General features: G+C 64.5%; 25 protein-coding genes and 1 tRNA gene. 12 read left to right on the top strand and 14 right to left on the bottom strand.

Translation table 11 applies throughout. From position 1 onward, the window contains the following. From FJ424_RS04450 to FJ424_RS04435, 4 genes are all read left to right on the top strand, one after another. Positions 1-570, top strand: coding sequence for a rod-binding protein (locus tag FJ424_RS04450; protein WP_246677138.1), 570 nt, complete (start codon positions 1-3; stop codon positions 568-570). Positions 571-578: 8 nt separating this feature from the next. Next, complete coding sequence (locus FJ424_RS04445) at positions 579-998, top strand: hypothetical protein (protein ID WP_140651557.1); 420 nt, start codon at positions 579-581, stop codon at positions 996-998. 31 nt (positions 999-1,029) lie between these two features. Further along, the gene (locus tag FJ424_RS04440) at positions 1,030-1,560 is read left to right on the top strand and encodes a hypothetical protein (protein ID WP_140651555.1); all 531 of its coding nucleotides are present in this window, start codon (positions 1,030-1,032) and stop codon (positions 1,558-1,560) included. A 192-nt stretch (positions 1,561-1,752) separates the two neighbouring features. Then, positions 1,753-2,037: an SCP2 sterol-binding domain-containing protein gene (locus tag FJ424_RS04435; protein WP_140651553.1), complete on the top strand. Its 285-nt coding sequence runs from the start codon at positions 1,753-1,755 to the stop codon at positions 2,035-2,037. Positions 2,038-2,153: 116 nt separating this feature from the next. Here the strand turns inward: FJ424_RS04435 and FJ424_RS04430 are convergent, their stop codons facing one another. Both FJ424_RS04430 and odc2 read right to left on the bottom strand, forming a co-directional pair. Next, positions 2,154-2,678 (bottom strand): N-acetyltransferase, encoded by a 525-nt coding sequence (locus FJ424_RS04430; RefSeq protein WP_246677141.1) that lies wholly within the window; start codon positions 2,676-2,678, stop codon positions 2,154-2,156. A 340-nt stretch (positions 2,679-3,018) separates the two neighbouring features. Continuing rightward, a complete protein-coding gene (gene odc2 / locus FJ424_RS04425; protein WP_095817118.1) occupies positions 3,019-4,152 on the bottom strand; it encodes an ornithine/lysine decarboxylase in 1,134 nt (377 codons plus the stop codon). A 539-nt stretch (positions 4,153-4,691) separates the two neighbouring features. On the opposite strand from odc2, the gene FJ424_RS04420 reads away from it, so the two are divergent. The 4 genes from FJ424_RS04420 to FJ424_RS04405 all read left to right on the top strand — a co-directional run bounded on the left by FJ424_RS04420 (position 4,692) and on the right by FJ424_RS04405 (position 8,857). Next, a complete protein-coding gene (locus tag FJ424_RS04420) occupies positions 4,692-5,888 on the top strand; it encodes an amidase (protein ID WP_140651551.1) in 1,197 nt (398 codons plus the stop codon). A gap of 2 nt (positions 5,889-5,890) precedes the next feature. Then, positions 5,891-6,790 (top strand): LysR family transcriptional regulator, encoded by a 900-nt coding sequence (locus tag FJ424_RS04415; protein ID WP_140651550.1) that lies wholly within the window; start codon positions 5,891-5,893, stop codon positions 6,788-6,790. 122 nt (positions 6,791-6,912) lie between these two features. Next, entirely contained in the window at positions 6,913-7,581 is a 669-nt protein-coding gene (locus FJ424_RS04410) for a DUF1007 family protein (RefSeq protein ID WP_140642208.1), read from the top strand. Positions 7,582-7,684: 103 nt separating this feature from the next. Then, positions 7,685-8,857 carry a nickel/cobalt transporter gene (locus FJ424_RS04405; protein WP_246677137.1) on the top strand — a complete coding sequence of 391 codons (1,173 nt, stop codon included), beginning with the start codon at positions 7,685-7,687 and terminating at the stop codon, positions 8,855-8,857. A 67-nt stretch (positions 8,858-8,924) separates the two neighbouring features. On the opposite strand, the gene denD is transcribed toward FJ424_RS04405, so the two are convergent. The 4 genes from denD to FJ424_RS04385 form a co-directional block, all read right to left on the bottom strand. Further along, a complete protein-coding gene (denD, locus tag FJ424_RS04400) occupies positions 8,925-9,899 on the bottom strand; it encodes a D-erythronate dehydrogenase (protein ID WP_140651546.1) in 975 nt (324 codons plus the stop codon). Between the two features lie 2 nt (positions 9,900-9,901). Beyond that, entirely contained in the window at positions 9,902-10,108 is a 207-nt protein-coding gene (locus FJ424_RS04395) for a hypothetical protein (protein ID WP_140642214.1), read from the bottom strand. Positions 10,109-10,159: 51 nt separating this feature from the next. Next, positions 10,160-11,161, bottom strand: coding sequence for a cation diffusion facilitator family transporter (locus tag FJ424_RS04390; protein ID WP_181181974.1), 1,002 nt, complete (start codon positions 11,159-11,161; stop codon positions 10,160-10,162). 64 nt (positions 11,162-11,225) lie between these two features. Beyond that, positions 11,226-11,912: a GNAT family protein gene (locus FJ424_RS04385; RefSeq protein WP_140642218.1), complete on the bottom strand. Its 687-nt coding sequence runs from the start codon at positions 11,910-11,912 to the stop codon at positions 11,226-11,228. A gap of 82 nt (positions 11,913-11,994) precedes the next feature. Between FJ424_RS04385 and FJ424_RS04380 the strand changes: the two genes are divergently transcribed. Continuing rightward, positions 11,995-13,179 carry a pyridoxal phosphate-dependent aminotransferase gene (locus tag FJ424_RS04380; protein ID WP_140651542.1) on the top strand — a complete coding sequence of 395 codons (1,185 nt, stop codon included), beginning with the start codon at positions 11,995-11,997 and terminating at the stop codon, positions 13,177-13,179. A 12-nt stretch (positions 13,180-13,191) separates the two neighbouring features. On the opposite strand, the gene FJ424_RS04375 is transcribed toward FJ424_RS04380, so the two are convergent. The 3 genes from FJ424_RS04375 to FJ424_RS04365 all read right to left on the bottom strand — a co-directional run bounded on the left by FJ424_RS04375 (position 13,192) and on the right by FJ424_RS04365 (position 15,966). Next, on the bottom strand, positions 13,192-13,953 hold the full coding sequence (locus tag FJ424_RS04375) for an SDR family oxidoreductase (protein ID WP_140651540.1): 762 nt from the start codon (positions 13,951-13,953) through the stop codon (positions 13,192-13,194). A gap of 240 nt (positions 13,954-14,193) precedes the next feature. Next, on the bottom strand, positions 14,194-14,925 hold the full coding sequence (locus FJ424_RS04370; protein ID WP_140651538.1) for a tellurite resistance TerB family protein: 732 nt from the start codon (positions 14,923-14,925) through the stop codon (positions 14,194-14,196). 123 nt (positions 14,926-15,048) lie between these two features. After that, positions 15,049-15,966: a rhodanese-related sulfurtransferase gene (locus FJ424_RS04365; protein ID WP_140651536.1), complete on the bottom strand. Its 918-nt coding sequence runs from the start codon at positions 15,964-15,966 to the stop codon at positions 15,049-15,051. On the opposite strand from FJ424_RS04365, the gene FJ424_RS33440 reads away from it, so the two are divergent. Together FJ424_RS33440 and FJ424_RS04360 are read left to right on the top strand one after the other, a co-directional pair. Further along, entirely contained in the window at positions 15,965-16,132 is a 168-nt protein-coding gene (locus FJ424_RS33440) for a hypothetical protein (protein WP_181181973.1), read from the top strand. The genes FJ424_RS04365 and FJ424_RS33440 overlap by 2 nt on opposite strands. Continuing rightward, complete coding sequence (locus FJ424_RS04360) at positions 16,129-16,767, top strand: 2-dehydro-3-deoxy-phosphogluconate aldolase (protein ID WP_140651534.1); 639 nt, start codon at positions 16,129-16,131, stop codon at positions 16,765-16,767. The genes FJ424_RS33440 and FJ424_RS04360 overlap by 4 nt, the downstream gene beginning before the upstream one ends. Positions 16,768-16,777: 10 nt before the next feature. On the opposite strand, the gene FJ424_RS04355 is transcribed toward FJ424_RS04360, so the two are convergent. Then, positions 16,778-17,527: an SDR family oxidoreductase gene (locus tag FJ424_RS04355; RefSeq protein WP_140651532.1), complete on the bottom strand. Its 750-nt coding sequence runs from the start codon at positions 17,525-17,527 to the stop codon at positions 16,778-16,780. Positions 17,528-17,679: 152 nt separating this feature from the next. Here FJ424_RS04355 and FJ424_RS04350 point away from each other — a divergent pair, with 152 nt between their 5' ends. Beyond that, positions 17,680-18,573 carry an AraC family transcriptional regulator gene (locus FJ424_RS04350; RefSeq protein WP_140651530.1) on the top strand — a complete coding sequence of 298 codons (894 nt, stop codon included), beginning with the start codon at positions 17,680-17,682 and terminating at the stop codon, positions 18,571-18,573. A gap of 53 nt (positions 18,574-18,626) precedes the next feature. On the opposite strand, the gene FJ424_RS33435 is transcribed toward FJ424_RS04350, so the two are convergent. The 4 genes from FJ424_RS33435 to FJ424_RS04335 all read right to left on the bottom strand — a co-directional run bounded on the left by FJ424_RS33435 (position 18,627) and on the right by FJ424_RS04335 (position 22,871). Beyond that, positions 18,627-18,803 carry a hypothetical protein gene (locus FJ424_RS33435; protein WP_181167050.1) on the bottom strand — a complete coding sequence of 59 codons (177 nt, stop codon included), beginning with the start codon at positions 18,801-18,803 and terminating at the stop codon, positions 18,627-18,629. A 124-nt stretch (positions 18,804-18,927) separates the two neighbouring features. After that, positions 18,928-19,001: transfer RNA gene (locus FJ424_RS04345), tRNA-Gln, on the bottom strand. 88 nt (positions 19,002-19,089) lie between these two features. After that, positions 19,090-20,946, bottom strand: a complete 1,857-nt coding sequence (locus tag FJ424_RS04340) for a DUF882 domain-containing protein (protein WP_140651528.1) — start codon at positions 20,944-20,946, stop codon at positions 19,090-19,092. A 377-nt stretch (positions 20,947-21,323) separates the two neighbouring features. Then, positions 21,324-22,871: a sigma-54 dependent transcriptional regulator gene (locus tag FJ424_RS04335; RefSeq protein ID WP_140651527.1), complete on the bottom strand. Its 1,548-nt coding sequence runs from the start codon at positions 22,869-22,871 to the stop codon at positions 21,324-21,326. Between the last annotated feature and the right edge of the window lie 57 nt (positions 22,872-22,928).

The raw sequence follows: 22,928 nt of genomic DNA, 5'->3' as shown, positions 1-22,928 counted from the left end.
TTGGCCATTTCCCCACCCAGCGACATCGTCATGGACGTTGCCCGCGCAGCGGAACCGGCCGATGTCGAGGCCGCGCGCGCGACGCTTGCCAGACGAGCGAATGGCGCCTCGGCATCGTTCGCTCTCGATCCATCCGCGACGGTCGATGCCGGCTCCATCCTCTCGCGCGCGGCGGCCGACAAGGCGGAAGCCGCCAATCCGGCGAAGAAGTTCCAGCGCTTCGAGGCGATGGTGCTGACGACCTTTATCCAGAACATGATGCCCAAGGACACCGAGGGCGTTTACGGCAAGGGCTTGGCCGGCGACATGTGGAAGTCGCAGCTGGCCGAAAAGGTGGCCGATGTCATGGCCGCGCATGGCGGCATCGGCATCGCCAAATCGATGCTCGCCGACCATTATCTCGACGGCAAGCACAAGGTGCCGGTTGGCCCTGTTGCCGGGGGGCAGCAGAAAACCGAGATCGACCAGCAGACCAGGCTTTCGACCTCGATGATCGAGCAGCTTGAGCGCAAAGCCGCACGGTCGATGACGGGCGACGACACAACCATAAAAACGGACATCAAGATCTAGGGACCTACATGGCCGACCAAACGGACCTTTCCAACCTTCCCGCACGCACCAACGCAATGGAGGCGCCCGCCGCCGCACGACCCGGCAACCTCGCCGCCATCATCGGCCGTATCGAGGAAGTCGTGGACGAGGAGACCGCCGGCATCCGCAGCGGAACGGCCTATGACCTCAAGGCCTCGAACGCGCGCAAGAGCCGATACCTCTACGAGCTGAACCGCGCCTTGAAGGGCGCCAACGAGATCGAATTCCTCGAGCAGCATCGCGAAGGCCTGCTGCGGCTGCGCCAGAAGCTGGCCAGGAACGAGGCGGCGATCCTCGCCCATCTCAACGCGGTCAACGAGGTCGCCACGCTTCTGAGGAACGCCATCCAGCGCGCCGATGCAGACGGCACCTATTCGGCCGGCGAGTTCGGAATGGCGCGAGCCTGACAAAGATGATCAAGGCGCAAGGACAGACCCGGTGATAAAGTTCATCGCCGCCGCGCTGTGGATCTGCGCCGTGACGCTCGGCGCGGTCTTCTATTCCTTCCAGGCGGCCGGCCAGCGCGGCGCGGCCGAACCGCCGAAGCCGATGCTGGGCGGCCTCGACTACGTCAAGACCGACATGATCTCGGTGCCGTTGCTGCGCGACGGCACGATCGACGGCTATTTCCTCACCAAGCTGGTCTACACGGTGGAGCCGGAACAGATAAAGAAGCTGTCGGTCCCGGCGCAGGCGCTGATGACCGACCAAGTCTATTCCTATCTCTATTCCAACCCGCAGATCGATTTCACCAAGAAGGAATCGATCGATCTCGACGTCTTCCGCAAGTCGATCCGAGACACCATCAACAGCCGGGTCGGCGTCGAGCTGGTGCACGAGGTGCTGATCGACCAGGTCAATTTCCTCTCCAAGGACGATATCCGCGACAACGCGCTTCGCCGCCGCAGGAATGCCGGCGAAACCGCGGCGGCGATGACCAAGCCCTTCCAGGCAGCGCCGGAGCATTGACCGCCTGGCCGCCCTCCGGCGGCGATGGGCATGGCCCAGCTCCCCTACGCGATATGACGCAAGGTGACCGCGTTGACGTTAACGTCAACTCGAAGCTATATGCGCCTGTGGTCGCGCTAGAGCGCGGCGCGTCTACCTCGCCCAGCGGCCAAGCGCCGGTGCGCGTCAACGCAACCAACGAGGAGAACCGCCATGGGCGTTCAGGAGATTGCCGACAAGATCAAGTCGCGCGTGACAAGCGCCGGTTTCGAGCATTCCGTCAAGTTCGACACTGGCGGCGACGGCGTCATCGTCATCGACGGCGCGACCGTCTCGACCACCGACGCGCCGGCCGACTGCACGATCAAGCTGTCGCTCGACGATCTGGATTCGCTGATTGCCGGCGACCTCAACCCGACCATGGCCTTCATGGCCGGCAAGCTGAAGGTCGAAGGCGACATGACCGTCGCCATGGCGCTCAGCCAGTTGCTCGGCTAACCTTCGCAAAAAGCAAAACGCCGCCCGATGGGCGGCGTTCTTGTTTTGTCGGACCTAGAGCAATTCCAGGAAAAGTGCGTAACGGTTTTCCGTCCGGAATTGCGTGAAAACAAGACTCAAGCGACAAAGCCCGGCACCTGTTCCTTGATCTTGCGGCCGGCGGCCTTGATCGTGCCCGTGGCGCCGTCCAGCGCGCCTTCCTTCAGCTCCAGCGCCAGAAGCCGGTGCCGCTCATAGGGGCCGGGCATGGCAAGCGCTCCGGTGCGGTCGGCCGAGAAGCCGAACCGTCCGTAATAGGGCGCGTCGCCGACGAGCAGGATCGCGCCATGGCCAAGCCGCGCGGCTTCGGCGGTCGCATGCCGCATCAGCGCCGAGCCGATGCCGCCGCTCTTCAATCCCGGCTCGACCGCGAGCGGGCCAAGCAGGAGCGCCGACGGACCGCCCTCGCCCAGCCTCACATCCCACAGTCGCACCGTGCCGACGATCGCGCCCGAGGGATCGCGCGCGACAAAGGCCAGGCCTTCCGAGGGCCGGCGGCCGCGTCGCAGCTTCTCGGATGACTTCTTCCTGCGCTTCGGCCCCATGGCGCGGTCGAGCAGCGCTTCGCGTGCAGCAACGTCGCCCGCGCCTTCGCCAAGGATGACGAAGGCAGGCGCCTGGGCGGCTCCCTCGTCCGGCGCGCCGCGCGAGCCAGCCTGTGCCCGGAGGACCAGGGAGGGCGCCAACGCATTTTCAGGCGAAGTGGAAACCGGTTCGCCGTAAGAAAATGCGCCAAGAAGCACTGCCGTCGAGCCATTCTCCCCCGCGGAGAAAAGCTCAGCCGACGGTCCGGACGAGGGGGCAATTTCAGTGGCCGCGAAGGCCGATTTGGTCAGGTATTCCATGTCCGCGATCCTTCACGAGCGGAGATCTGTCCCACAAGCGAGCCCGGGTGGGCGACGGCGCCCACCTGGGATGATCTGAGCGGCCTTTGCGAGCCGCTCAGATCACGTAGGATCGGAGGGGCTCGAAGCCGTTGAAGGCAACCGCCGAGTAGGTGGTCGTGTAGGCTCCGGTGCCTTCGATCAGCACCTCGTCGCCGATGGTCAGCGACAAGGGCAGCGGATAAGGCGTCTTCTCGTACATCACGTCGGCCGAATCGCAGGTCGGGCCGGCGAGCACGCAAGGCGCGGTCTCCGAGCCGTCATGGCGGGTGACCAGCGGATAGCGGATCGCCTCGTCCATCGTCTCGGCGAGACCGCCGAACTTGCCGATGTCGAGGAACACCCAGCGCACATTGTCGTTGTCGGCCTTCTTCGAGATCAGCACGACTTCCGACTTGATGACGCCGGCATTGCCGACCATGCCCCGGCCCGGCTCGATGATCGTTTCGGGCAGCGCGTTGCCGAAATGCTTGCGCAGCGCCGAGAAGATCGCCTGGCCATAGGCCTGGGCCACCGGCACGTCCTTCAGGTAACGGGTCGGGAAACCGCCGCCCATGTTGACCATCTTGAGCACGATGCCTTCCTCGGCGAGCGTCGCGAACACCTTCTTGGCGTCGCCCAGCGCGCGATCCCAGGCCGTCAGGTCGGTCTGCTGCGAGCCGACATGAAACGACACGCCATAGGCGTCGAGGCCGAGGCCCTTCGCATGGCGCAGCACGTCGACGGCCATCGCCGGCACGCAGCCGAACTTGCGCGACAGCGGCCACTCGGCGCCTTCACCGTCGGTCAGCACGCGGCAGAACACGCGCGAGCCGGGGGCGACGCGGGCGATCTTCTCGACCTCCTCGACGCAGTCCACGGCGAACAGGCGGATGCCGAGCTGGTAGGCGCGTGCGATGTCACGCTCCTTCTTGATGGTGTTGCCGAAGGAAATGCGGTCCGCCGGCGCGCCGGCATCCATCGCCATCTCGACCTCGGCAACCGATGCGGTGTCGAAGGACGAGCCCATCGCAGCAAGCAGGCGCAGGATTTCCGGCGCCGGATTTGCTTTCACCGCATAGTAGATCTTGGAATCGGGCAACGCCTTCTCGAAAGCGCGGAAATTGTCGCGCACGACATCGAGGTCGACGACGAGGCAGGGGCCGTTCGGACGTCGGGTGGCGAGGAAATCAAGGATGCGCTGGGTGGCCATCGGGGTCTCTCCATAACGCCTTTCGGCGCGCAATAAGGCTGCGGGACGCGGGCTGTCGGCCTCGCGAACACGCGGTGGACAAAGGCGGGACGGAAATCCATGGAACCAGCCGGTGGAGACCCCGGAACCATGAAACGCCGTCTCGCGGCGGTGAACCTTGGCCTTGCCCGGCCTCGGTTCGCTTTGTCTGCCTTGGCTTGGATGGGAAACCCGTCCGCACTGCCGGCAATGAAGGTGTGCCTCTTTAGTAACCCCGGTCTTTGGACAACCGGAAGAGAACCAGAAAGGCCCGCACCGTCGTTGCTTCAAGGTGTCCTCGGTCTTGTGGTTGGCCACTGACCGACTGGAGGGGTTGGCTCCAGTTACCTTACCGATTGCCCTCACCATTCGAGGATCGGCGGACACCCACAGGCACGTGCGACTTTGGGCAAGCGCGATATAGGAGCGAAGGGTTTCACAATCAATAAAAATCGTAAGCGCAGGTTGTAAAATTTCTGGCATCGAACAATGTTTGTCGCACTGTATCCGGAAATCGAACGATGCCAGGAACTCAAGGACCGCTTAACGCCTTCCTCGATCTGCGCCAAATGCCTGTGGCGAATGCGGAATTGGGCCCGCTCGCCGGCCTGCACCTGGCCGTCAAGGACATCTATGACGTCGCCGGCTACCGCACCGGCTGCGGCAACCCGCAGAGATTCGCGGAGGCGCATGCCGCCTCGCGCACGGCGCAAGCGGTGCAGACGATCCTCGATGCCGGCGCGCGATTCGTCGGCAAGACCCAAACCGACGAGCTGGCTTTCTCGCTGTTCGGCCAGAACGCGCATTTCCCTTACCCGGTCAATCCCGCCGCGCCCGATCGGGTCACCGGCGGCTCCTCCTCCGGCTCGGCGGCCGCGGTTGCCGGCGGGCTGGCGAACATCGCCACCGGCTCCGACACCGGCGGCTCGATCCGCGCGCCGGCGAGCTTCTGCGGCCTGATCGGGCTGCGCACCACCCATGGCCGCATCCCGCTCGACGGCGCGATGAAGCTGGCGTCGAGCTTCGACACCTTCGGCTGGTTCGCCGACGACATCGAAACCTATGAGACGGTCGGCAAGCTTTTGCTCGGCCGCGATCCGCACCAGCACCCGCTCAACCGCCCGCTGTCGATCCGCTGGCTGGATGCCTTCGTCATGGGGCCGGCGGAAGCCGCCGAATATGCACGCATGAAGGCGCTGGCCGCCGGCGTCATCGGCCAGCCCGTGGAGACCGAATACGCCTTTGCCTCGTTCCCCGACGAGCTTTACTGGTGCTTTCGCCGCTTGCAGGCCTTCGAGGCCTGGCGCGAGCATGGTCCCTGGATCTCGGCCGGCGGCCGCCTGAGCCCCGGCGTCGAGGAGCGTTTCGGCTTCGGCCGCACCATCGACGCCAGGGCCGCCGCGGCCGAAGCCGCGCGCCGGCTGGCGTTCCGGGCCGAGTTCGGCGCGCTGCTCGGCAACAACGGCTTCCTCGTCCTGCCCACCGTTCCCGGCGCGGCGCCGCTCGCCGCGGGCACGCCGGAACAGTTCAAGGCCTATCGCGAAAGGGCGCTGCATCTTTTGTGCCTTTCCGGTCTTTCGGGCTTTCCGCAGATCACCTTGCCGATCGGCTCCGTCGACGGCGCACCCTTCGGCCTGTCACTGCTCGGGCCTTCCGGCAGCGACGTTGCCCTGATACGGCTCGGCCGCAAGATTCTCGACGCGGCACGAAAGGTCTGACCATGGATACATTGACGCGCATGCGCGCCTTCATCGACGTGGTCGAGGCGGAAGGCTTTTCGGCCGCCGCGCGCAAGATCGGCCGCTCCAAGGCGCTCTTGTCGAAATATGTGCGCGAGCTGGAGGACGAGCTCGGCGCGCTGCTGCTCAACCGCACCACGCGCCAGTTCTCGCTGACCGAAGCCGGCCACACCTATTATCAGCGCGCCTCCGAAATCGTGCGCGAGGTCGACAACCTGGCCGAGGCGGTGCGCCAATCTTCCGGCGACGTTCGCGGCAGGATCAAGCTGTCGGCCGCCCGCACCTTCGCCGACGCGCCGATCGGTCAGTCGCTGGTCGACTTCGCCAGGCAGCACCCCGACATCGTGCTCGACGTCCATCTCGACGACCGCTTCGTCGACCTTGTCGAGGAAGGTTTCGACCTTGCCGTGCGCATCTCGCGGCTGGAGAATTCCTCGCTCATCGCCAGGCGGCTGGCGCCGTTTTCGGTCAGGCTTTGCGCGTCGCCGGAACTGATCGCCAAACATGGCAAGCCGACACGTCCGCAGGATCTCGCCAACATGCCCTGCATCGTCGACACCAACGGCCGCTCGCTGGCCAACTGGCGCTTCAAGGGCGAGGGCGAGGATTCCATGAGCGTCGCTGTTTCAGGCCCGATCGAGGTCAACAGCCCGATCGTGGCAAGAGCCGCCGCGCTCTCCGGTCTGGGCTTCGCCATGCTGCCGGATTTCATCGCTGCTCCCGACGTCGCGTCCGGCAAGCTGGTCACCGCGCTCGACGACCGTATACCGGCCGGCACCGGCATCTTCGCCGTCTACCCGCACCGCCGCTATCTGCCAGCCAAGGTGCGTGTCTTCGTCGATTTCCTGGTGCAGTGGTTCAAGACGCGCGACACCGTCTGATGCATGTCTCCCGGACGCATGCAACGGCACGCGTCGAAAAGAAGCTGAGGCGCGTCCCAATTTCGCCCGCTTTCTGTCAACTCTGGGGCTCGCTCCCGAAATCGATGGAATCGCGGCCCGGAATGCATCTGAAACGGCAAGCAACCATGCTGGCTTCGGTCGTGGCGGCGACATTCGCAGCGGTCGAGCCGGCCGAGGTGCACCCGCATGTCTTCGCCGAGGCCCGCCTCGACGTCATCCTCAGCCAGGATCACCAAAGTGTGACGGCGCTGCGCCACCTTTGGCGCTTCGATGACCTGTTTTCGAGTACAGTGATGATGGAGTTCGACAAGAACTCCGATCTGAAGCTTGACGACAAAGAGCTCAAGGAAGTGGCCGACACCGTCCATTCCTCGCTGGCCGAGTTCAACTACTTCCAGCTCGTCACCCAGAACGGCAAGGACGTGCCGATGGTCCCGCCGCCGCATCTGATGGCGAACTTCGACAACGACCAGCTGATCATCCTGTTCGAGTCACAGCCGAAGACGCCGATCAAGCTCGCCGGCAAGATCGACATCGGCGTCTACGATCCGACCTTCTATACGGCGATCGACTTCACCGACGACACCAACCTCACCGTCGAAGGCCTGCCCTCGACCTGTACCAAGAAGGTCATCCGGCCGGATCCGGACGAGGCGATCAAGGAAAACCAGAAAACCCTGACGGACGCGTTCTTCAACGATCCGACAGGCACCGACATGAGCAAGATCTTCGCTACCAAGCTCGAATTGGACTGCCCGCCGGAAGGATGATTTGGTGATGAAACCGTCGCTGCGCGCAAGCAGGCTCCGCAAAAGTGCCCTACGGGTTTGCGATCGGACCCTGCGACAAACAAGGGAATCTAAGCGGATATTCGTGGGGCATCCCACGAATATCCGCTTAGCGCTCGTCCTGCTGGCCACCACGCTGGTGATCGCCCATTTGCCCGTCGTCGCGCACGCGCAAAGCTCGCTCGGCATCGGCACCAATGACGGCATGGCGCCAACCACCACGGGGCCGTTCGCCCATATCCTGATGTGGATCAATCTCCAGCAGCAGGGATTCTACCATTCGCTCGCCGCCGCCATGAAGGCGATGCGCCAGGACGGCAGCAAGCTCTGGCTGCTGATCGGCCTGTCCTTCGCCTACGGGATCTTCCATGCCGCCGGCCCCGGCCACGGCAAGGCGGTGATCTCCTCCTATATGATCGCCAACGAAGTCGCGCTCCGGCGCGGCATCCTGCTTTCCTTCGTCTCGGCGCTGCTGCAGGGCCTGACGGCGGTGGTCGTCATGATGCTTGCCTATTTCGTGCTGCGCGGCACCGCGATCTCGATGACCGACGCCGCCTGGTTCCTCGAAATCTCCAGCTTTGTGCTGGTCACCTTGTTCGGCGCCTGGCTGCTGTGGCGCAAGCTCGGTCCGTCGGTGCTGCGCCTGTTTGGCAGAGCGCCCGCCTACAGCCTGTCGGCGGCCCATGCCGGCCATTCGCATGGCGGGCATTCGCATGCGGGCCATTCCCACGCACATGCGCACGCCGCGCATTCCCGTACCATGCACGTGCATGACGATCATGATCATCATGGCCATTCGCATGCGCACGCCCATGATCACGGTCACCATCACGCCATGCATGACCACGCCCATCACGACCACGGCCCGGGCGAAGTCTGCGAGACCTGCGGCCATTCGCATGCGCCGGATCCGGCAATGCTGTCGGGCGACCGCTTCGACTGGCGCACGGCCTGGTCGGCGGTCGCCGCCGTCGGCATCCGCCCCTGCTCCGGCGCGCTGATCGTGCTGAGCTTCGCGCTGCTCAACGGGCTTTGGCTCGGTGGCCTGCTGTCCGTGCTGGCGATGTCGATCGGCACCGCGATCACCGTCTCGGCGCTGGCGACGATCGCCGTGCTGGCCAAGAACTGGGCGATCTATTTCGCCGGCGACGGACGCATCGGCAACCGCATCCACTCCATCGTCGAGATCGGCGGCGCCGCCTTCATCTTCCTGGCCGGGCTGCTGCTTCTGTCGGCCAGCCTGTCGGGCGGCGTCTGATCAAAAGCAGTGGCCGAAGCTGGGTCGATCTGCGGATCAGCTCAGCATCACCTGGTATCGACAGACATCAGGCGATCTTCCCGCCCAGCTCATCCTCGATATGCGCGCGAATAATTTCGTCGAAATTCTTCTCGGCGGCAAAGCCCAGTTCCCTCGCCCGCCTGGCTTCGAACCGTGTCGGCCAGCCTTTGACGATCGCCCAGATGATCTCGTCGGGCTGCTCGCGGATCCGCTTCACGACCTCGGGGCCGGCGATGCGCTCAAGCGCCTCGATCTGCTCGCCGACGGTGACGGCGACGCCCGGCATTGTGAGGTTGCGGCGGGGTCCGACCTTGTCGCCGTCGATTTCGGCAGCATGGATGAGGAAATTGACCGCCGAGCGCGGGCTGGCATGGGTGTGCAGCACCGAGCGCGGCACCGGCAGGATTGCCTCCTGGCCAGCGAGCGGCTCGCGGATGATGCCGGAAAAGAAACTCGACGCTGCCTTGTTCGGCTTGCCGGGGCGGACGCAGATCGTAGGCAGCCGGATGCCGATGCCGTCGAAGAAGCCGCGCCGCGTATAGTCGGCAAGCAGCGCTTCGCTCATCTGCTTCTGCGTGCCGTATGAAGTCAGCGGCGTCGGATGGAATTCGTCCGGGATGACCTCCGGGAACGGCGCGCCGAACACGGCGATCGACGAGGTGAAGACAAGGCGCGGCGCGAACGCCGCCAGCCGCACGGCGTCGAACAGCGCGCGCGTGCCGTCGAGATTGACGCGGTAGCCGAGGTCGAAATTGGCCTCCGCCTCGCCCGACACGATGCCGGCCAGATGGAAGATCACATCCGGGCGGGGAGCCACGAGAGCGGCCATGGCGCCGGGCGCGGAAAGATCGCCGGTGTGGACCGAGACATCCACGCCCACGAGCACCGGCGCCTGCGGCGCCACGATGTCGTGCAGGTCGAGCGCCGTGATTTTTCGCCCGCGCAAGGCGCCGTCCTTGGCCAGGCGCGCGATAAGCTTGCGGCCCACCATGCCGGCGGCGCCCGTGATCAGTATTCTCATCTTCAGAGACCTTTCTTGCGCTGGCTGCGTCCGCGCAGCCACAGGACGACGAACAGTCCGACCATGAAGACCACGGCGATAACGGCCGCCAGCACCGTCGATACCTTGCCAGCGGCCAGCATGATGACCGGCAGGAAATAGGCGGCGAGGCCGAACACAACCAGTATCACCGCCGCGGCGGCCGCGGCGTTGCGGGTGTCACGATCCATCAGCGGGCGTTCTTCATGTCGAGGCTGCTCGGTTTTGTCATCAGGCCGCGGTCAGTGATAGTGCCGGCGATCACGCGGCGCATCATGTGCGTGGTCGTGATCATGATGATGATCGTGCTCGTCATGGCTGTCCGCGCATTGGCCGAATTCGGGTTCGACGGTGGCATGCTCGATACCGTGCTTGGCCGCAAGCCGTTTCTTGATGGCGCTCACCGCTACATGCGCATCGACGCCGTCGTTCAGGCAAGCGTGCAGCGTCGCCATGTTGGAGGTGCCGTCGAGCGACCAGACGTGCATGTGATGCACCTCGCGCACGCCCTTGACCGCGCCTTCGATGTCCCTGGCGATCACGTCGCGGTCGAGCCTGGCCGGCACGCCTTCGAGCAGGACGTGGGCCGCCTCGCGCATCAGCGACCATGCCGTCGACAGGATGAGCAGCGACACCAGCACCGACAGGATCGGATCGATCGGCGTCCAGCCCGTCGCCAGGATGATGATGGCGGCGACGATGGCCGCGGCCGAGCCCAGCAGATCGCCCAGCACATGCAGGATGGCGCCACGCATGTTGAGGCTCTCGCGATCACCGCCATGCAGTACGAAGAAGGAGGCGATGTTGACCAGAAGGCCTGCCACCGCGACCACCAGCATCGGCCCGCCCAGCACTGGCGCCGGGTGCATCAGCCGGCCCCAGGCCTCGTAGACGATCCAAAGCGCGATGACGCAGATGGCGATGCCGTTGGTGTAGGCGACCAGCGTCTTCACCCGGGCGAAGCCATAGGTGAGACGGCCGGTGGCAGGACGCCCGGCGAGATGAAAAGCATACCAGGCAAGGCCGAGCGCGATGGCGTCAGCCAGCATGTGCCCGGCATCGGCGACCAGCGCCAGCGACCCGGTAAGCCAGCCGCCCAGCGCCTCGGCGACCATGAAGCCGGCGGTCAAACAGGTAGCGATCAGCACCCGCTTCTTGTCGGTTGAGCCATGCACATGCCCGGCTCCATGGCTGTGGCTATGACCGGCCGGGCCGTGGTCGTGCGAAGCATGGTCATGCGCCATCGCCAAACTCCTGTCTGCCGACCATGGTCCTGAAAACCGGTTTCCCGGCTCTCAGGATCATGATCTACGCGCCGAACTCGGCGCGGAAATCTTCAAGCCGCCGTTTCTGGCTTCCCTGGGCATCGAAATTTGCCGGATCGAGCCAGGCCTCATAGGCTTTTCGCAGTGTCGGCCACTCCTTGTCGATGACCGAATACCACGCCGTATCGCGGTTTTCACCCTTGACCACGAAATGCTGGCGGAAGATGCCCTCGAACTTGAAGCCGAACCGCTCGGCCGCGCGCTTCGACGGCTCGTTGCGGTTGTTGCACTTCCACTCGTAACGGCGATAGCCGAGCTCGTCGAAGACGTATTTCATGAACAGGAACTGCGCTTCGGTCGCCGCCGGCTTGCGCGAGATCAACGGTCCCCAATAGATGTTGCCGATCTCGATGACGCCGTTGTTGGCATCGATGCGCATCAGCGTCTGTCGTCCGGCGACCTCGCCGCTTGCCTTGTCGATGACGGTGAAGAACAGCGGATCCTCAAGCGCCTCGGCCTTGTCGAGCCATGGCTGGAAGGCGGCGCGGCTTTTCGGCGGATAGTCCGGCAGCCATGCGAAGCGCCCATCGATATCGGCGACGGACGAGGTTTCATAGAGGCCGTCGCCATGCTTTGCCGCGCTGAACGGCTCAAGGCGCACATAACGGCCTTCGAACACCTTGCGTTCCGGCCGCGGACGCGGCTGCCAATTCTTCAGATCTTCCGACACCGGCCACTCCAATCCGTTGACTTTTACCTGCGGACCGTCACAAAAACGCTCGCTCACAGAAAGAACCACAGGGACGGGAAAAATGCTCCACACGATCGCGGCCTTCGACCGTCTCGGCGAGGAAAATGCCTTCGCGGTGCTGGCGAGGGCCACCGCGCTTGCCCATCAGGGGCGCGACATCGTCAACCTCGGCATCGGCCAGCCCGACTTCAAGACGCCGCAGCACATCGTCGAGGCGGCGATCAAGGCGCTGCGTGACGGCCACCATGGCTACACGCCGGCCAACGGCCTTTTAGCCACCCGCGAGGCGGTTGTGCGCCGCACGCTGACCACCACCGGCGTCGAGGTGTCGCCCGAGAATGTGATGATCCTGCCGGGCGGCAAGCCGACGATGTTTGCTGCGATTCTGATGTTCGGCGAGGCGGGCGCCGAGATCCTCTACCCCGATCCCGGCTTTCCGATCTACCGCTCGATGATAGAGTTCACCGGCGCCACGCCGGTGCCGGTGCCGATCCGCGAGGAAAACGGCTTTGCCTTCTCGGCGGAAGAGACACTGGCGCTGATCACGCCGAAGACCAGGCTGCTCATCCTCAACTCGCCGGCCAATCCGACCGGTGGCGTCACTCCGCGGGCCGAGATCGAGAAGCTGGTCAAGGGCCTGGAGAAGCACCCTCAGGTCGCTATCATGTCGGACGAGATCTACGACGTCATGACCTATGACGGCGAGACTCACTGCTCGCTGCTGAACTTCCCCGAAATTCGTGATCGGCTGATCGTGCTCAACGGCTGGTCGAAGACCTGGGCGATGACCGGCTGGCGCATGGGCTGGTCGATCTGGCCGAACGGCGACAAGGGCGCGCATCTCTACGACAAGGTGCGCAAGCTGGCGGTCAACTGCTGGTCCTGCGTCAACGCGCCGAGCCAGTTTGCCGGCATCGCGGCGATCGACGGCCCGCAGGACGATGTCGAGAAGATGATGCGCGCCTTCGACAACCGCAGGAAGATCGTGGTCGAGGGGCTGAACGCGCTCCCCGGCATTTCCTGCATCACGCCGAAGGGCGCCTTCTATGCCTTCCCCAACGTCTCGAAAACCGGCTGGAAGGCCAAGAAGCTCGCTTCGGCGCTGTTGGAGGATGCCGGCGTGGCGTTGATCGGCGGCCCCGATTTCGGCGTTCTCGGCGAAGGCTATATCCGGCTTTCCTATGCCAATTCCGAGGAGAACATCCTGCGCGCGCTGGAACGGATCGAGGCTTTTCTGAAAAAGTGACCCGTCGGGCGTTCACCCGCGCCCGACAAACGGCATCTTCGTCGCCATCACCGTCATGAACAGCACGTTGGCATCGAGAGGCAGGCTCGCCATGTGCAGCACCGCATCGGCCACGCGCTCGACATCCATCACCGCTTCGGCGGCGATCGAGCCATTGGCCTGCGGCACGCCGACCGTCATCGGCTGCGCCATCTCGGTCAGCGCATTGCCGATGTCGATCTGGCCGCAGGCGATGTCGAAGGGCCGGCCATCGAGCGCCAGCGTCTTGGTGAGCCCGGTGATCGCATGCTTGGTCGCCGTATAGGGCGCGGAGCCGGGGCGCGGCGCATAGGCCGACACCGAGCCGTTGTTGATGATACGGCCCCCCATCGGCTTCTGCCGGCGCATGGCGCCGAAGGCTGCGCGGGCGCATAGGAACGAGCCTGTGAGGTTGACGCCGACGACGTCGTTCCAGACCTCGACCGGGATTTCGTCGATCGGCGTCGACTTGTAACCCATGCCGGCATTGTTGAAGAGCAAGTCGACGCGGCCGAAGGCCTCGAGCACGGTCTCGAACATGTCGTCCACCTCGTCGGCCTTGCTGATGTCGCAGGCGACGGCCAATGCCTTGGATTGCGTCTTCCCCGCCTCGGCGATCGCCTCCTCCAGCACTTTCTTGCGGCGGCCGCAGAACACCGTGTTCCAGCCTGCCTTGAGCAGCACCGTCGCGACGCTCTTGCCGATGCCGGTGCCGGCGCCGGTAACGATGGCGGTCTTCTGTGCTATGGCTGTCATCGTCGTCCTCCCGGTCATGGATGGAAGAACGTGGCATCGCAAATGCCATGGGTCATGGCAAGCAGCTGTTGGTGATAAAGAAGAGGTCAACAAAAAGGGCGGCCATTAGCGACCGCCCCGATCTGAACCGCGCTTGGGAGGAGGAAAAGCCGGTCCGACTGGTTAGAATGATGCGCTTGCTGGGTTAACGAGAAGTTAACGGACGGCAAGGCGTCCCCGAAGGACGTTTACCACGCCGAATCACCACGGTGAATTGGGCGCCGTTCCCGCCGGCACCTTGGCAGCCGAAACCGTCGCCTCGACATGATCGACCAGGGCGTCCGGCAGGCCGAGGCGGCCGGCGAGCAGGTCGAGATAACCGCGCTCGGCGCGCGTGTCGGGATCGATGGTCAACCGCGAGGCGGTGTAGAGCTCGAGCTTCTGCGCATCGGTCTTGGCGCCGGCGACCAGCGTGTCGAGATCGAGCGGGCTTTCGAGCTCGGCGAGCAGGAATTTTTCCGCTTCGGCGCCGATGCCTGCGAGCTTGAGCTTGTCGGCGATCTTCCTGCGCTCGTCGTCATCGACATGGCCGTCGGCCTTCGCCGCCGAGATCATCGCCCTGACCAGCGTCAGCGTGAACTCGGCTTCGCCTTGCGGCGCCTGCGAGGGATCGAAGGCGGTATCGGCGGGCGGCGGCAGCAACTCCGGCTCGCCGGACGCCGGCGCCTGGGCCGGCTCCGCGCCGTTCTTGTAGTTCTGGTAGGCCTTGTAGGCGAGGCCGCCGATCGCCGCCAGGCCGCCGAGCTTGATGGCCGCGCCCGTCACCTGCCGGCCGGTGCCGGTGCCGAGCAGCACGGCGGCAAGCGCGCCGGCGGCGAGCGGATTGTCCTTCGCCATCTGCACCGCCTGCCCCGCCTTGTCGCGGACGGTCGATCCGGTGCCGGGAATTTGCGAGCCGAGAAGGTCGTCGAGCAGCTTCTTGGGGTCGAGCATCAATGCCTCCAGAATTGGCCCGGCCGAAATGCGCGCGGGCACGGTTTCGGACCGGCAAGAGGTAGGCCCCGCGCATTGACATTACAATGACGAGGCGAGTTTTACGCGCAAGGGCGTGTGGCTCTAGCTTCCGATATGGCGCTTGCCGCCGCGCGCTTGCGCAAGTTCGACCTGACGATGGCGTTCGGCGTAGCGCTCGCGATCCGCATCGGACCGCGTTTCGAAGCAATGCGGGCATGAAACGCCGAGCACGTATTTCGGCGACAACCTGTCCTCGACCGTCAGCGGGTGCCGACAGGCGCGGCAGAGTTCGGCTTCGCCCTCAGCGAGACCATGCGAGACGGACACCCGTTCGTCAAACACGAAACATTCGCCTTGCCAGAGGCTCTCCTCGGCCGGGACGTCTTCCAGATATTTCAGGATGCCGCCCTTGAGATGAAAGACGTTTTTGAGGCCGAGCGACTTCACATAGGCCGTCGCCTTCTCGCAGCGAATGCCGCCGGTGCAGAACATCGCCACCTTGCGGCCTTCGAGCTCTCCACGGTGCTGCTCGACCCAGGCCGGGAATTCGCGGAAGCTGGTGGTCCTGGGATCGACCGCGCCCTGGAAAGTGCCGAGCGAAACTTCATAGGCGTTGCGCGTGTCGATCACCAAGGTATCGGCATCGGAAATCAGCGCGTTCCAGTCGGCCGGCGCGACATAGGTGCCTGCGCTCGCCGCCGGATCGATATCCTCGACGCCCATGGTGACGATCTCGCGCTTCAACCGCACCTTCATGCGGTGGAACGGCATTTCGGCGGCGCTGCTGTATTTGACTTCCAGTCCGGCAAGGCCTTCGATGGCCTCGAGGTGACACATCAGCGCGGCGATCGCCTCCTCGCTGCCGGCGATGGTGCCGTTGATGCCTTCATGCGCCAGAAGCAACGTGCCCTTGATGCCGCGCCCGCAACAGAAGGCGGCGAGTGGCGCGCACAGAGCCTCGTGTCCATCGAGCGGCGCGAATTTGTAAAGCGCCGCGACGCGGACTGGCTGAATTTCCATGGCTGTTGTCATGGTCATGCCACTAGACCGTGGTGAAAGCGGTTTCAAGGCTCAAAGGGCCGACGGCGATCCGCTGCGCGGCATCGCGACACGCCTGCCTTCGTGGACTTGGCAAATGCCTTCTGCTAATCGGTTGAAATCGATCGAAATGGAGACCAGCAAATGACCAGCAAGACCGAAAAGCTCCTGTCGCTTCTCAACGGTCAACCGGTCATCCCGGTGCTGAAGATCGCCAATGTCGCGGACGCGGTGCCGCTCGCTCGCGCCCTTTCGCGCGGTGGCCTGCCGGCGATCGAGATCACGCTGCGCACCGCCGACGCGCTGGAAGCGATCCGCCGCGTCGCTGCCGAGGTCGAAGAGGCGATCGTCGGCGCCGGCACCATCCTCGATGCCAAGCAGTTCGATGAAGCAGCCCGCGCCGGCTCGAAATTCATCGTCAGTCCCGGCATCACCAGCCAGCTTCTCGACGCAGCCAAGGGCAGCCCCGTGCCGCTGCTGCCCGGCGCCATCACGCCCGGCGAGATCATGGCCGCGCGCGAAGCCGGCTTGCGCTTCCTGAAATTCTTCCCGGCCGAGCAGTCCGGCGGCATCGCTTCGCTGAAGGCTTTCGCTTCGCCGCTCGCCGACGTGAAATTCTGCCCGACCGGCGGCATAACGGCCAGGAACGCCGCCGACTATCTGAGCCTGTCCAACGTCATCTGCGTCGGCGGCTCCTGGGTGGCGCCCGACGATCTCATCAAGGCCGGCAAGTGGGACGAGATCGAAGCGCTGGCGCGTGAGGCGAGCAAGCTCAAGAAGTAAATCAGCGCCCTCACCAGGGCAGCGCGCCGTTCTCATCGAAATAGCCGCCGGTCGGTCCGCCCGGCTCCAGCGTCGCCAGCCGCACGATGATCTCGGCCGCCTGCTGCACCGTGCGCCCGCCTCTGTGCGCATTGAGGTCCGTCGCGGTGTAGCCGGGAGCGGCGGCGTTGACCATGATGCCACGTGGCGCAAGCTCTCGCGCCAAGGCCAGTGTTACCGCGTTGAGCGCGGTCTTCGAACTGCCATAGCCCATAACGTTGGGCGACTGGCTGTTGCCGGCCGCGCGCGCCAGCGATCCGAGATAGCTGCTCACCATGACGATCCGTGCAGCGGGCGCCGCCTTGAGCAGCGGCAGGAACGCCTGGGTGACCCGCACCGGACCGAAGACGTTGACATCATAGGTGGCTTTCATCTCCGCGACACTCTCGCGGCTCGGCGGCCGTTCATAGCGGCCGTCCGGGCCAAGCGCATCGACATAGCCGGGCGCAATGCCGGCATTGTTGACCAGCACGTCCAGGCCGGGCGCCTGCGCGGCGACTGTCTTGACCGCGGCCGCCACGCTGTCGTCGCTGATGACGTCGAGCTCGAGCCACTCGACGTCGAACCCTTCGCCGCGCAGCGTTTGCGCCGCGGCCTCGCCACGCGCGGCATCGCGAGCGCCGAGCCACACTTTGTAATCCAGTGCCGCCAGCCGCCTGGCGGCCTCGAGCCCAATACCTTTGTTGGCGCCGGTCACCAGCGCATTCTTTTGCGTCGTCATTCCAGGTCTCCTTCTTGGCGACCTAGATTTGGCGTCAACCGACCTGCTTCGCGCGCCGGATCCTCGCGTCCTCTTGCCTAATCCTCTCAACTGGATGCGCGGCTCCGAGTCACTTGGTTGCGCGGCTTGCATGGATCGGCAATGCTGAAACGATGAATGAAGAGCTTCAGGAATTGATCGCACTCGCCAGCCGACATGCGCGCGGACGGCGGACGAAGACGGCCATTCCGCGCGTCACCATCGGCCGCAGCGAGGTGCCGACGCCGCCGCTGCCGGAGCTTTGCCAGCCGACCACGCTGTTTGTCTTGCAGGGAACCAAAACGGTCCTGATCGGCGACCGCACGCTTGCCTACGGCGCCGGCAGCTATTTCGTCTATGCGGTTGAAACACCCGCGACCAGCCAGTTGCTCGAGGCGAGCGTCGCACAGCCTTACCTGGCCATCGCCTTCTCGCTGGATACCGAGCTGATCGCCGGCCTGCTCATCGACCACAAGCCGGCGATCGACGGCGATAGCTTCGTGACCAATCAGCTCGATGACTTGCTGCTCGACGCATGGCGCCGAATGCTGCGGCTGCTCGACAAACCAGCCGAGATTCCTGTTCTCGCGCCCATGCTCGAACGGGAGATCGCGTTCAGGCTCCTGCAAGGCCCGCAGGGCGAGAAGCTGCGTCAGCTCGCCCGTGCCGATGGCCGCCTTTCGCAAATCCGCCGCGCCACCGCCTGGATCCGCGCGCACTACAACGAACCGATCGATGTGACGCAACTGGCCGAGCTGTCGCATATGAGCAACGCCGCCTTTCATCGCCACTTCAAGGCGGCGACGGCGATGAGCCCGATCCAGTATCAAAAGCAGCTCCGCCTTCTGGAGGCGCGCCATCTGCTGATCGCGCAACCGGGCAGCGCCGCGCATATCGCCTTCACCGTCGGCTACGAAAGCGCCTCGCAGTTCAGCCGCGAATATGCGCGCCAGTTCGGATTGCCGCCCGCGCGCGACGCCGCGCGGCTCCTGGCCAGGGGCGAAGCGCCCACGCTGGAAATTGACTGAGCACTAAAAGACCGGCCGGCTTGCGCCGGCCGGGATTAGTCTTGCAAACGCAACTATCTGCAGACCCTGACCTTCTCGACCACCTTGTGGTGGTGGCGCCAATGCGTCACCAGCTTGGTCACGCAATGATGTCGTCCGGTCTTGACGATCACGGTTTCGGCTTGCGAGGGAGCGACGACAGCCGAAGCCGCGGCCAGCGCCAGAACTGACGCCAATACAATCTTCTTCATGAATATCCCCAGTTTGGAACGAACCCCTTTTAACCCATCATTGGGCGCGGCGCTCCAACCTCACGGTAAGTTTAGCCTGGCGTGAAGATGCGCACACCGAACGCCTACCGAGCATTGCCATGTCTGGTTCCCGCTCATGGATTCGAACCACGATTCACGCCTTCAAAGGGCGCTGTCCTACCATTAGACGAAGCGGGAAGATCGGGTGGTCAAATAGGCCTTCGAGGATGAAAAACGAAAAGCCGCGTTGTCCTCCAACGCGGCTTTCTGGTGTCTGGCGGGGTCGCTATTTCGTTTGGAAGCGCGCGACCGAGAGGAACTTCACCGCGTTGCCGGTGAACCGGCTTGCGTCCGGCACCCCGCCATCCGCCTGGAAGCCGGCCGTATACACTTCGCTCGGCGGCGTATGCACGATGTTGTAGGCATAGCGCGGCGCTGTCGTCGGGTCGGAAACCGAGGCGATGTTGACGCCGCTGCCCAGCGCCCAGCGCGCGGCTTGCGGCGGCGTCGCCACCACCATGGCCTTGGGCCCGGGCTTCAGATCGTGGGCGGACGCCCTGCCTTCCTTGGCCGTCGTCTTCACGCCGGCGCCGATCGCCTGCGCCGGATCGGCCCCGGCCGGGAGCGCGGCGATGGCCTGGCGCGGCGAGGCCGCATCGACGCCCGACGGATCGTTGAACGCGGAGCGCGGTTCCGGTTCGGTCAGCGACGCGAGCTGGTATTCGGCGCCGCCGCCATCGGCCCCGACGGTTGCATTGGCCTGTTCGAGAACGGCTTTCACCTCATCCTGCTTGCCGGGCTGCGGCCGTGCCGTCGGCAGCACCGAGAACGCGTCGGTCGCGCTCTTGTCCTGCGAAGCGGTTTCGGCCAGCGCCAGAAGCACGTTCTTGTCCTTCGGCGCGAGTTCCGCCGGCGCCGAGCGGTCAGGACGCCAGGTCGGCAGCGGGATGTTGTTGACCGCCACCTGCGCCGGATCGGTGCTCGCGACCTCCGCGGCGCTGGCTGTGCCGAACGGAACCTTGTCCGGCACGGGCGCCTGGGCCGTCGCAACCGCCTGCTCCGTCGTCGCCGAGGCATCCGCCGTGGCGAACGGCACGTTCTGCGGCGTCTGCTGGCCGACATCGACCTTCGGACGCGGCGCGAAGTCGGGCAGCGGGATTTCCTTGGGCGGCAGGGCGGCGATGATCGTCTCCGGCGTATCCTGCTGCGGCTGCTGCGAATCGTCGGCGCTGTCATCCGCGATCTGCGGGATGTTGGCGCGCTTGGCATCCTTCGGGGCGACAATCGCGATGCCCGGAAGATTGCTGTCGCGTGCCGTGGCGGCGCCGGCGACCTGGACCTGCTTCACGGCTTTCCGCTGAGGCGCCGGGGCACTTTCGTCGGCGTCGTCATCGGCCTCGTCGGCGCCGCCGCCGAACCAGGCAAAAAGGCCGCCGGAGCGCTTGGTCGAGCCGCCCGCGCTGGCCAGTTCGATGTTCGGGGTGCCGGCGCCCTTACGCGCCTGATACGCTGCCACTGCTTGCTCATATCCGGGCAACGGGCGTCCGTCGCTCGGCACATGCAGCGTCTTGCCGTTCGGGAACAGGCTGACCAGTTCCTGGCGGCTGATGCCCGGCCAATGGCGCACGTTGCCGACATCCATATGCACGAATGGCGAGCCGGAAGTCGGGTAATAGCCGACGCCGCCGCCCTGCATCTTGAGGCCGATGTTGCGCAGTTTCTTCAGCGGCACGCCGGGAATGTAGAAATCCATCGCCTTACCCAGCATGTGCTGGCTCTTCTCGGCGACGCCGCGGCTGCGCGAACGCAACAGCGCGTTGGTTGACGGCGAACGATAGCCACAGACCACTTGGATATAGTCGGTCGCGCCGCTTTCGCGATAGGCTTCCCAGACGAGATCGAGCAGCCGCGGATCCATCTTGGTCGGCTCGTTGCGGCGCCAGTCGCGCAGAATGATGTTGATCTTGCGCAGGCCTTCCGGATCGTAGCGGCCATTGCGCTTGTAGACGATCTCGGCCTTCTCATGCGTGTGCAGGTGATAGAGCTTGAGCGTACGCACTTCGGCCCTGGCGCCCGACGTCACCACAGACAGGAACCCGACGGCCAAAATCACGAATGTCAGCCACCTCGGCCAGACGCTCATGTGTAAATGCCGCCCGTTTTTGCGTCGTTCGATTTTGTTCAAATCAAATGGCTTTCAGGCTGCCGTTTGTCCCCGGATTTGACCAAACGGATGCGTGGTTTTCACATCCGAATATCGATCCTAATGGTTAATCATCGTTTATTGAAGCCGAAATGCGGTAACACCGTGGCGATATCCCGTCAAAAATTATGCACAGCATTTCGTGGTAAACCGCTGGTTTAGATCAAGAATCCGCCTCGGCCAGAACACGATCTGTTACCGTTAGCGTTAATGCGTGATCCTCGGCAACGCCAACCGCTGAAAACCCTGTGTTTTCACGTCAAAAGCGACAATTTGACTCGGATTTTAGGCAAGCAAGCTGGTTCGAGGCTTGCCTGTCATGAGGCAAGCCGGTCGACGCGGCCGGCTTCGGGGTCAATGCCATATTCCTTCAACTTGCGGTAGAGCGTTGAGCGACCGATGCCCAACCGGCGGGCGACTTCGCTCATCTGGCCGTTGTAGTGGTCGATCGCAAGCTTGATCATCTCGAGCTCCACGTCGGCCAGCGCCCGCACATTGCCGCGCTCGTCAAGCGCGCGAAGCGTCCCGAAACGCGGCTGCGGCCTGGCTGGCGCCTCGCCATCGGGCAAGCCAGCCCCCATTGCATCGGCAGCGGTCTCATCCGCTTGCCGGGACGCGTCCGCAATCGTTTCGGCGACTGCGGATGCCGGTTCCGCTTCGAGATTGACCGTGCCTTCCACCTGCGCCCGGATCTGCGGGAACTCCTCCTCGGTCAGCACATCCCCCTCGGCAAGCACCGACGCGCGGAAGACCGCATTTTCCAGCTGGCGGATATTGCCGGGCCAGTCATAGGCCTGCAGCATGGCAAGCGCCGTGGCCGATATGCCGGCAAGGCGGCGGCGCGAATCGGTCGGCGCGACCTTTTCCATGAAATGCCGGACAAGGTAGGGAATGTCGTCGCGGCGGTCGCGCAGTGGCGGCACGAAGATCGGGTAGACGTTCAGCCGGTAGAACAGGTCCTCGCGGAACTTGCCGTCCTTGACCTGCTGCAGGAGGTTCCGGTGCGTGGCCGAGATCAGCCTTATATCGACCTTGACGGTCGAGCGGCCGCCGACCGGGTCGACCTCGCCTTCCTGCACGGCGCGCAGCAGTTTGACCTGGACGTCGAGCGGCAGATCGCCGATCTCGTCGAGGAACAGCGTGCCGGAGTTCGCCTCGACGAATTTGCCGGTGTGCTTGTCGGTGGCGCCGGTGAAGGAACCCTTCTCGTGGCCGAACAGGATCGATTCGACGAGATTGTCAGGGATGGCGCCGCAATTGACGGTGACGAACGGTTTCGAGCGGCGGTCGCCGCTGCCCTGGATGGCGCGCGCCACCAGTTCCTTGCCGACGCCGGATTCGCCCTCGATCAGGATCGGGATGTTGGAGGCCGCCGCTTTCTGCCCAAGGCGTATCACCCGGTCCATTGCCGGGCTGCGCGTGATCATGTCCTTGAAGGTGAGATGGCCGCCGCCGCGCCGCCGCGACGCGCGCTTCATCTCGTCCTCGACGGCTTCCACCTTGAGCGCGTTGGAGATCGCGGTCTGCAGCCTGTCGGGCGACGCCGGCTTGACGACGAAGTCAAAGGCGCCATGCCGCATCGCCGAGACGACGGTCTCGATGCCGCCTTGGGCCGTCTGCACGATGACGGGAATGTTGATGGCGCGCTCGCGCATCGCCTTCAGCACGCCGATGCCGTCGAGGCCGGGCATGACGAGATCGAGAATGACGACGGAGACCTCGCGCGCGTTCGGGCCATCGAGCGCGTCGAGGCCGGCCTCGCCGCTATCCGTGACGATCGCGCTGTGGCCGAACTTGGTCAACGCGGCCTCGACCAGCCTGCGCTGCACCGGATCGTCATCGACTATGAGTATGGAACCTGTCATGACTGTTTGAGTTGTCCGCCCGAGAAAATCCTCGTGGATCATCTTGGCACAGGGTTC

The sequence above is a fragment of the Mesorhizobium sp. B3-1-8 genome (assembly GCF_006439495.1).
In the GTDB taxonomy this organism is placed as follows: Bacteria; Pseudomonadota; Alphaproteobacteria; order Rhizobiales; family Rhizobiaceae; genus Mesorhizobium.
This window is presented reverse-complemented; position numbering and strand designations above follow the sequence as displayed.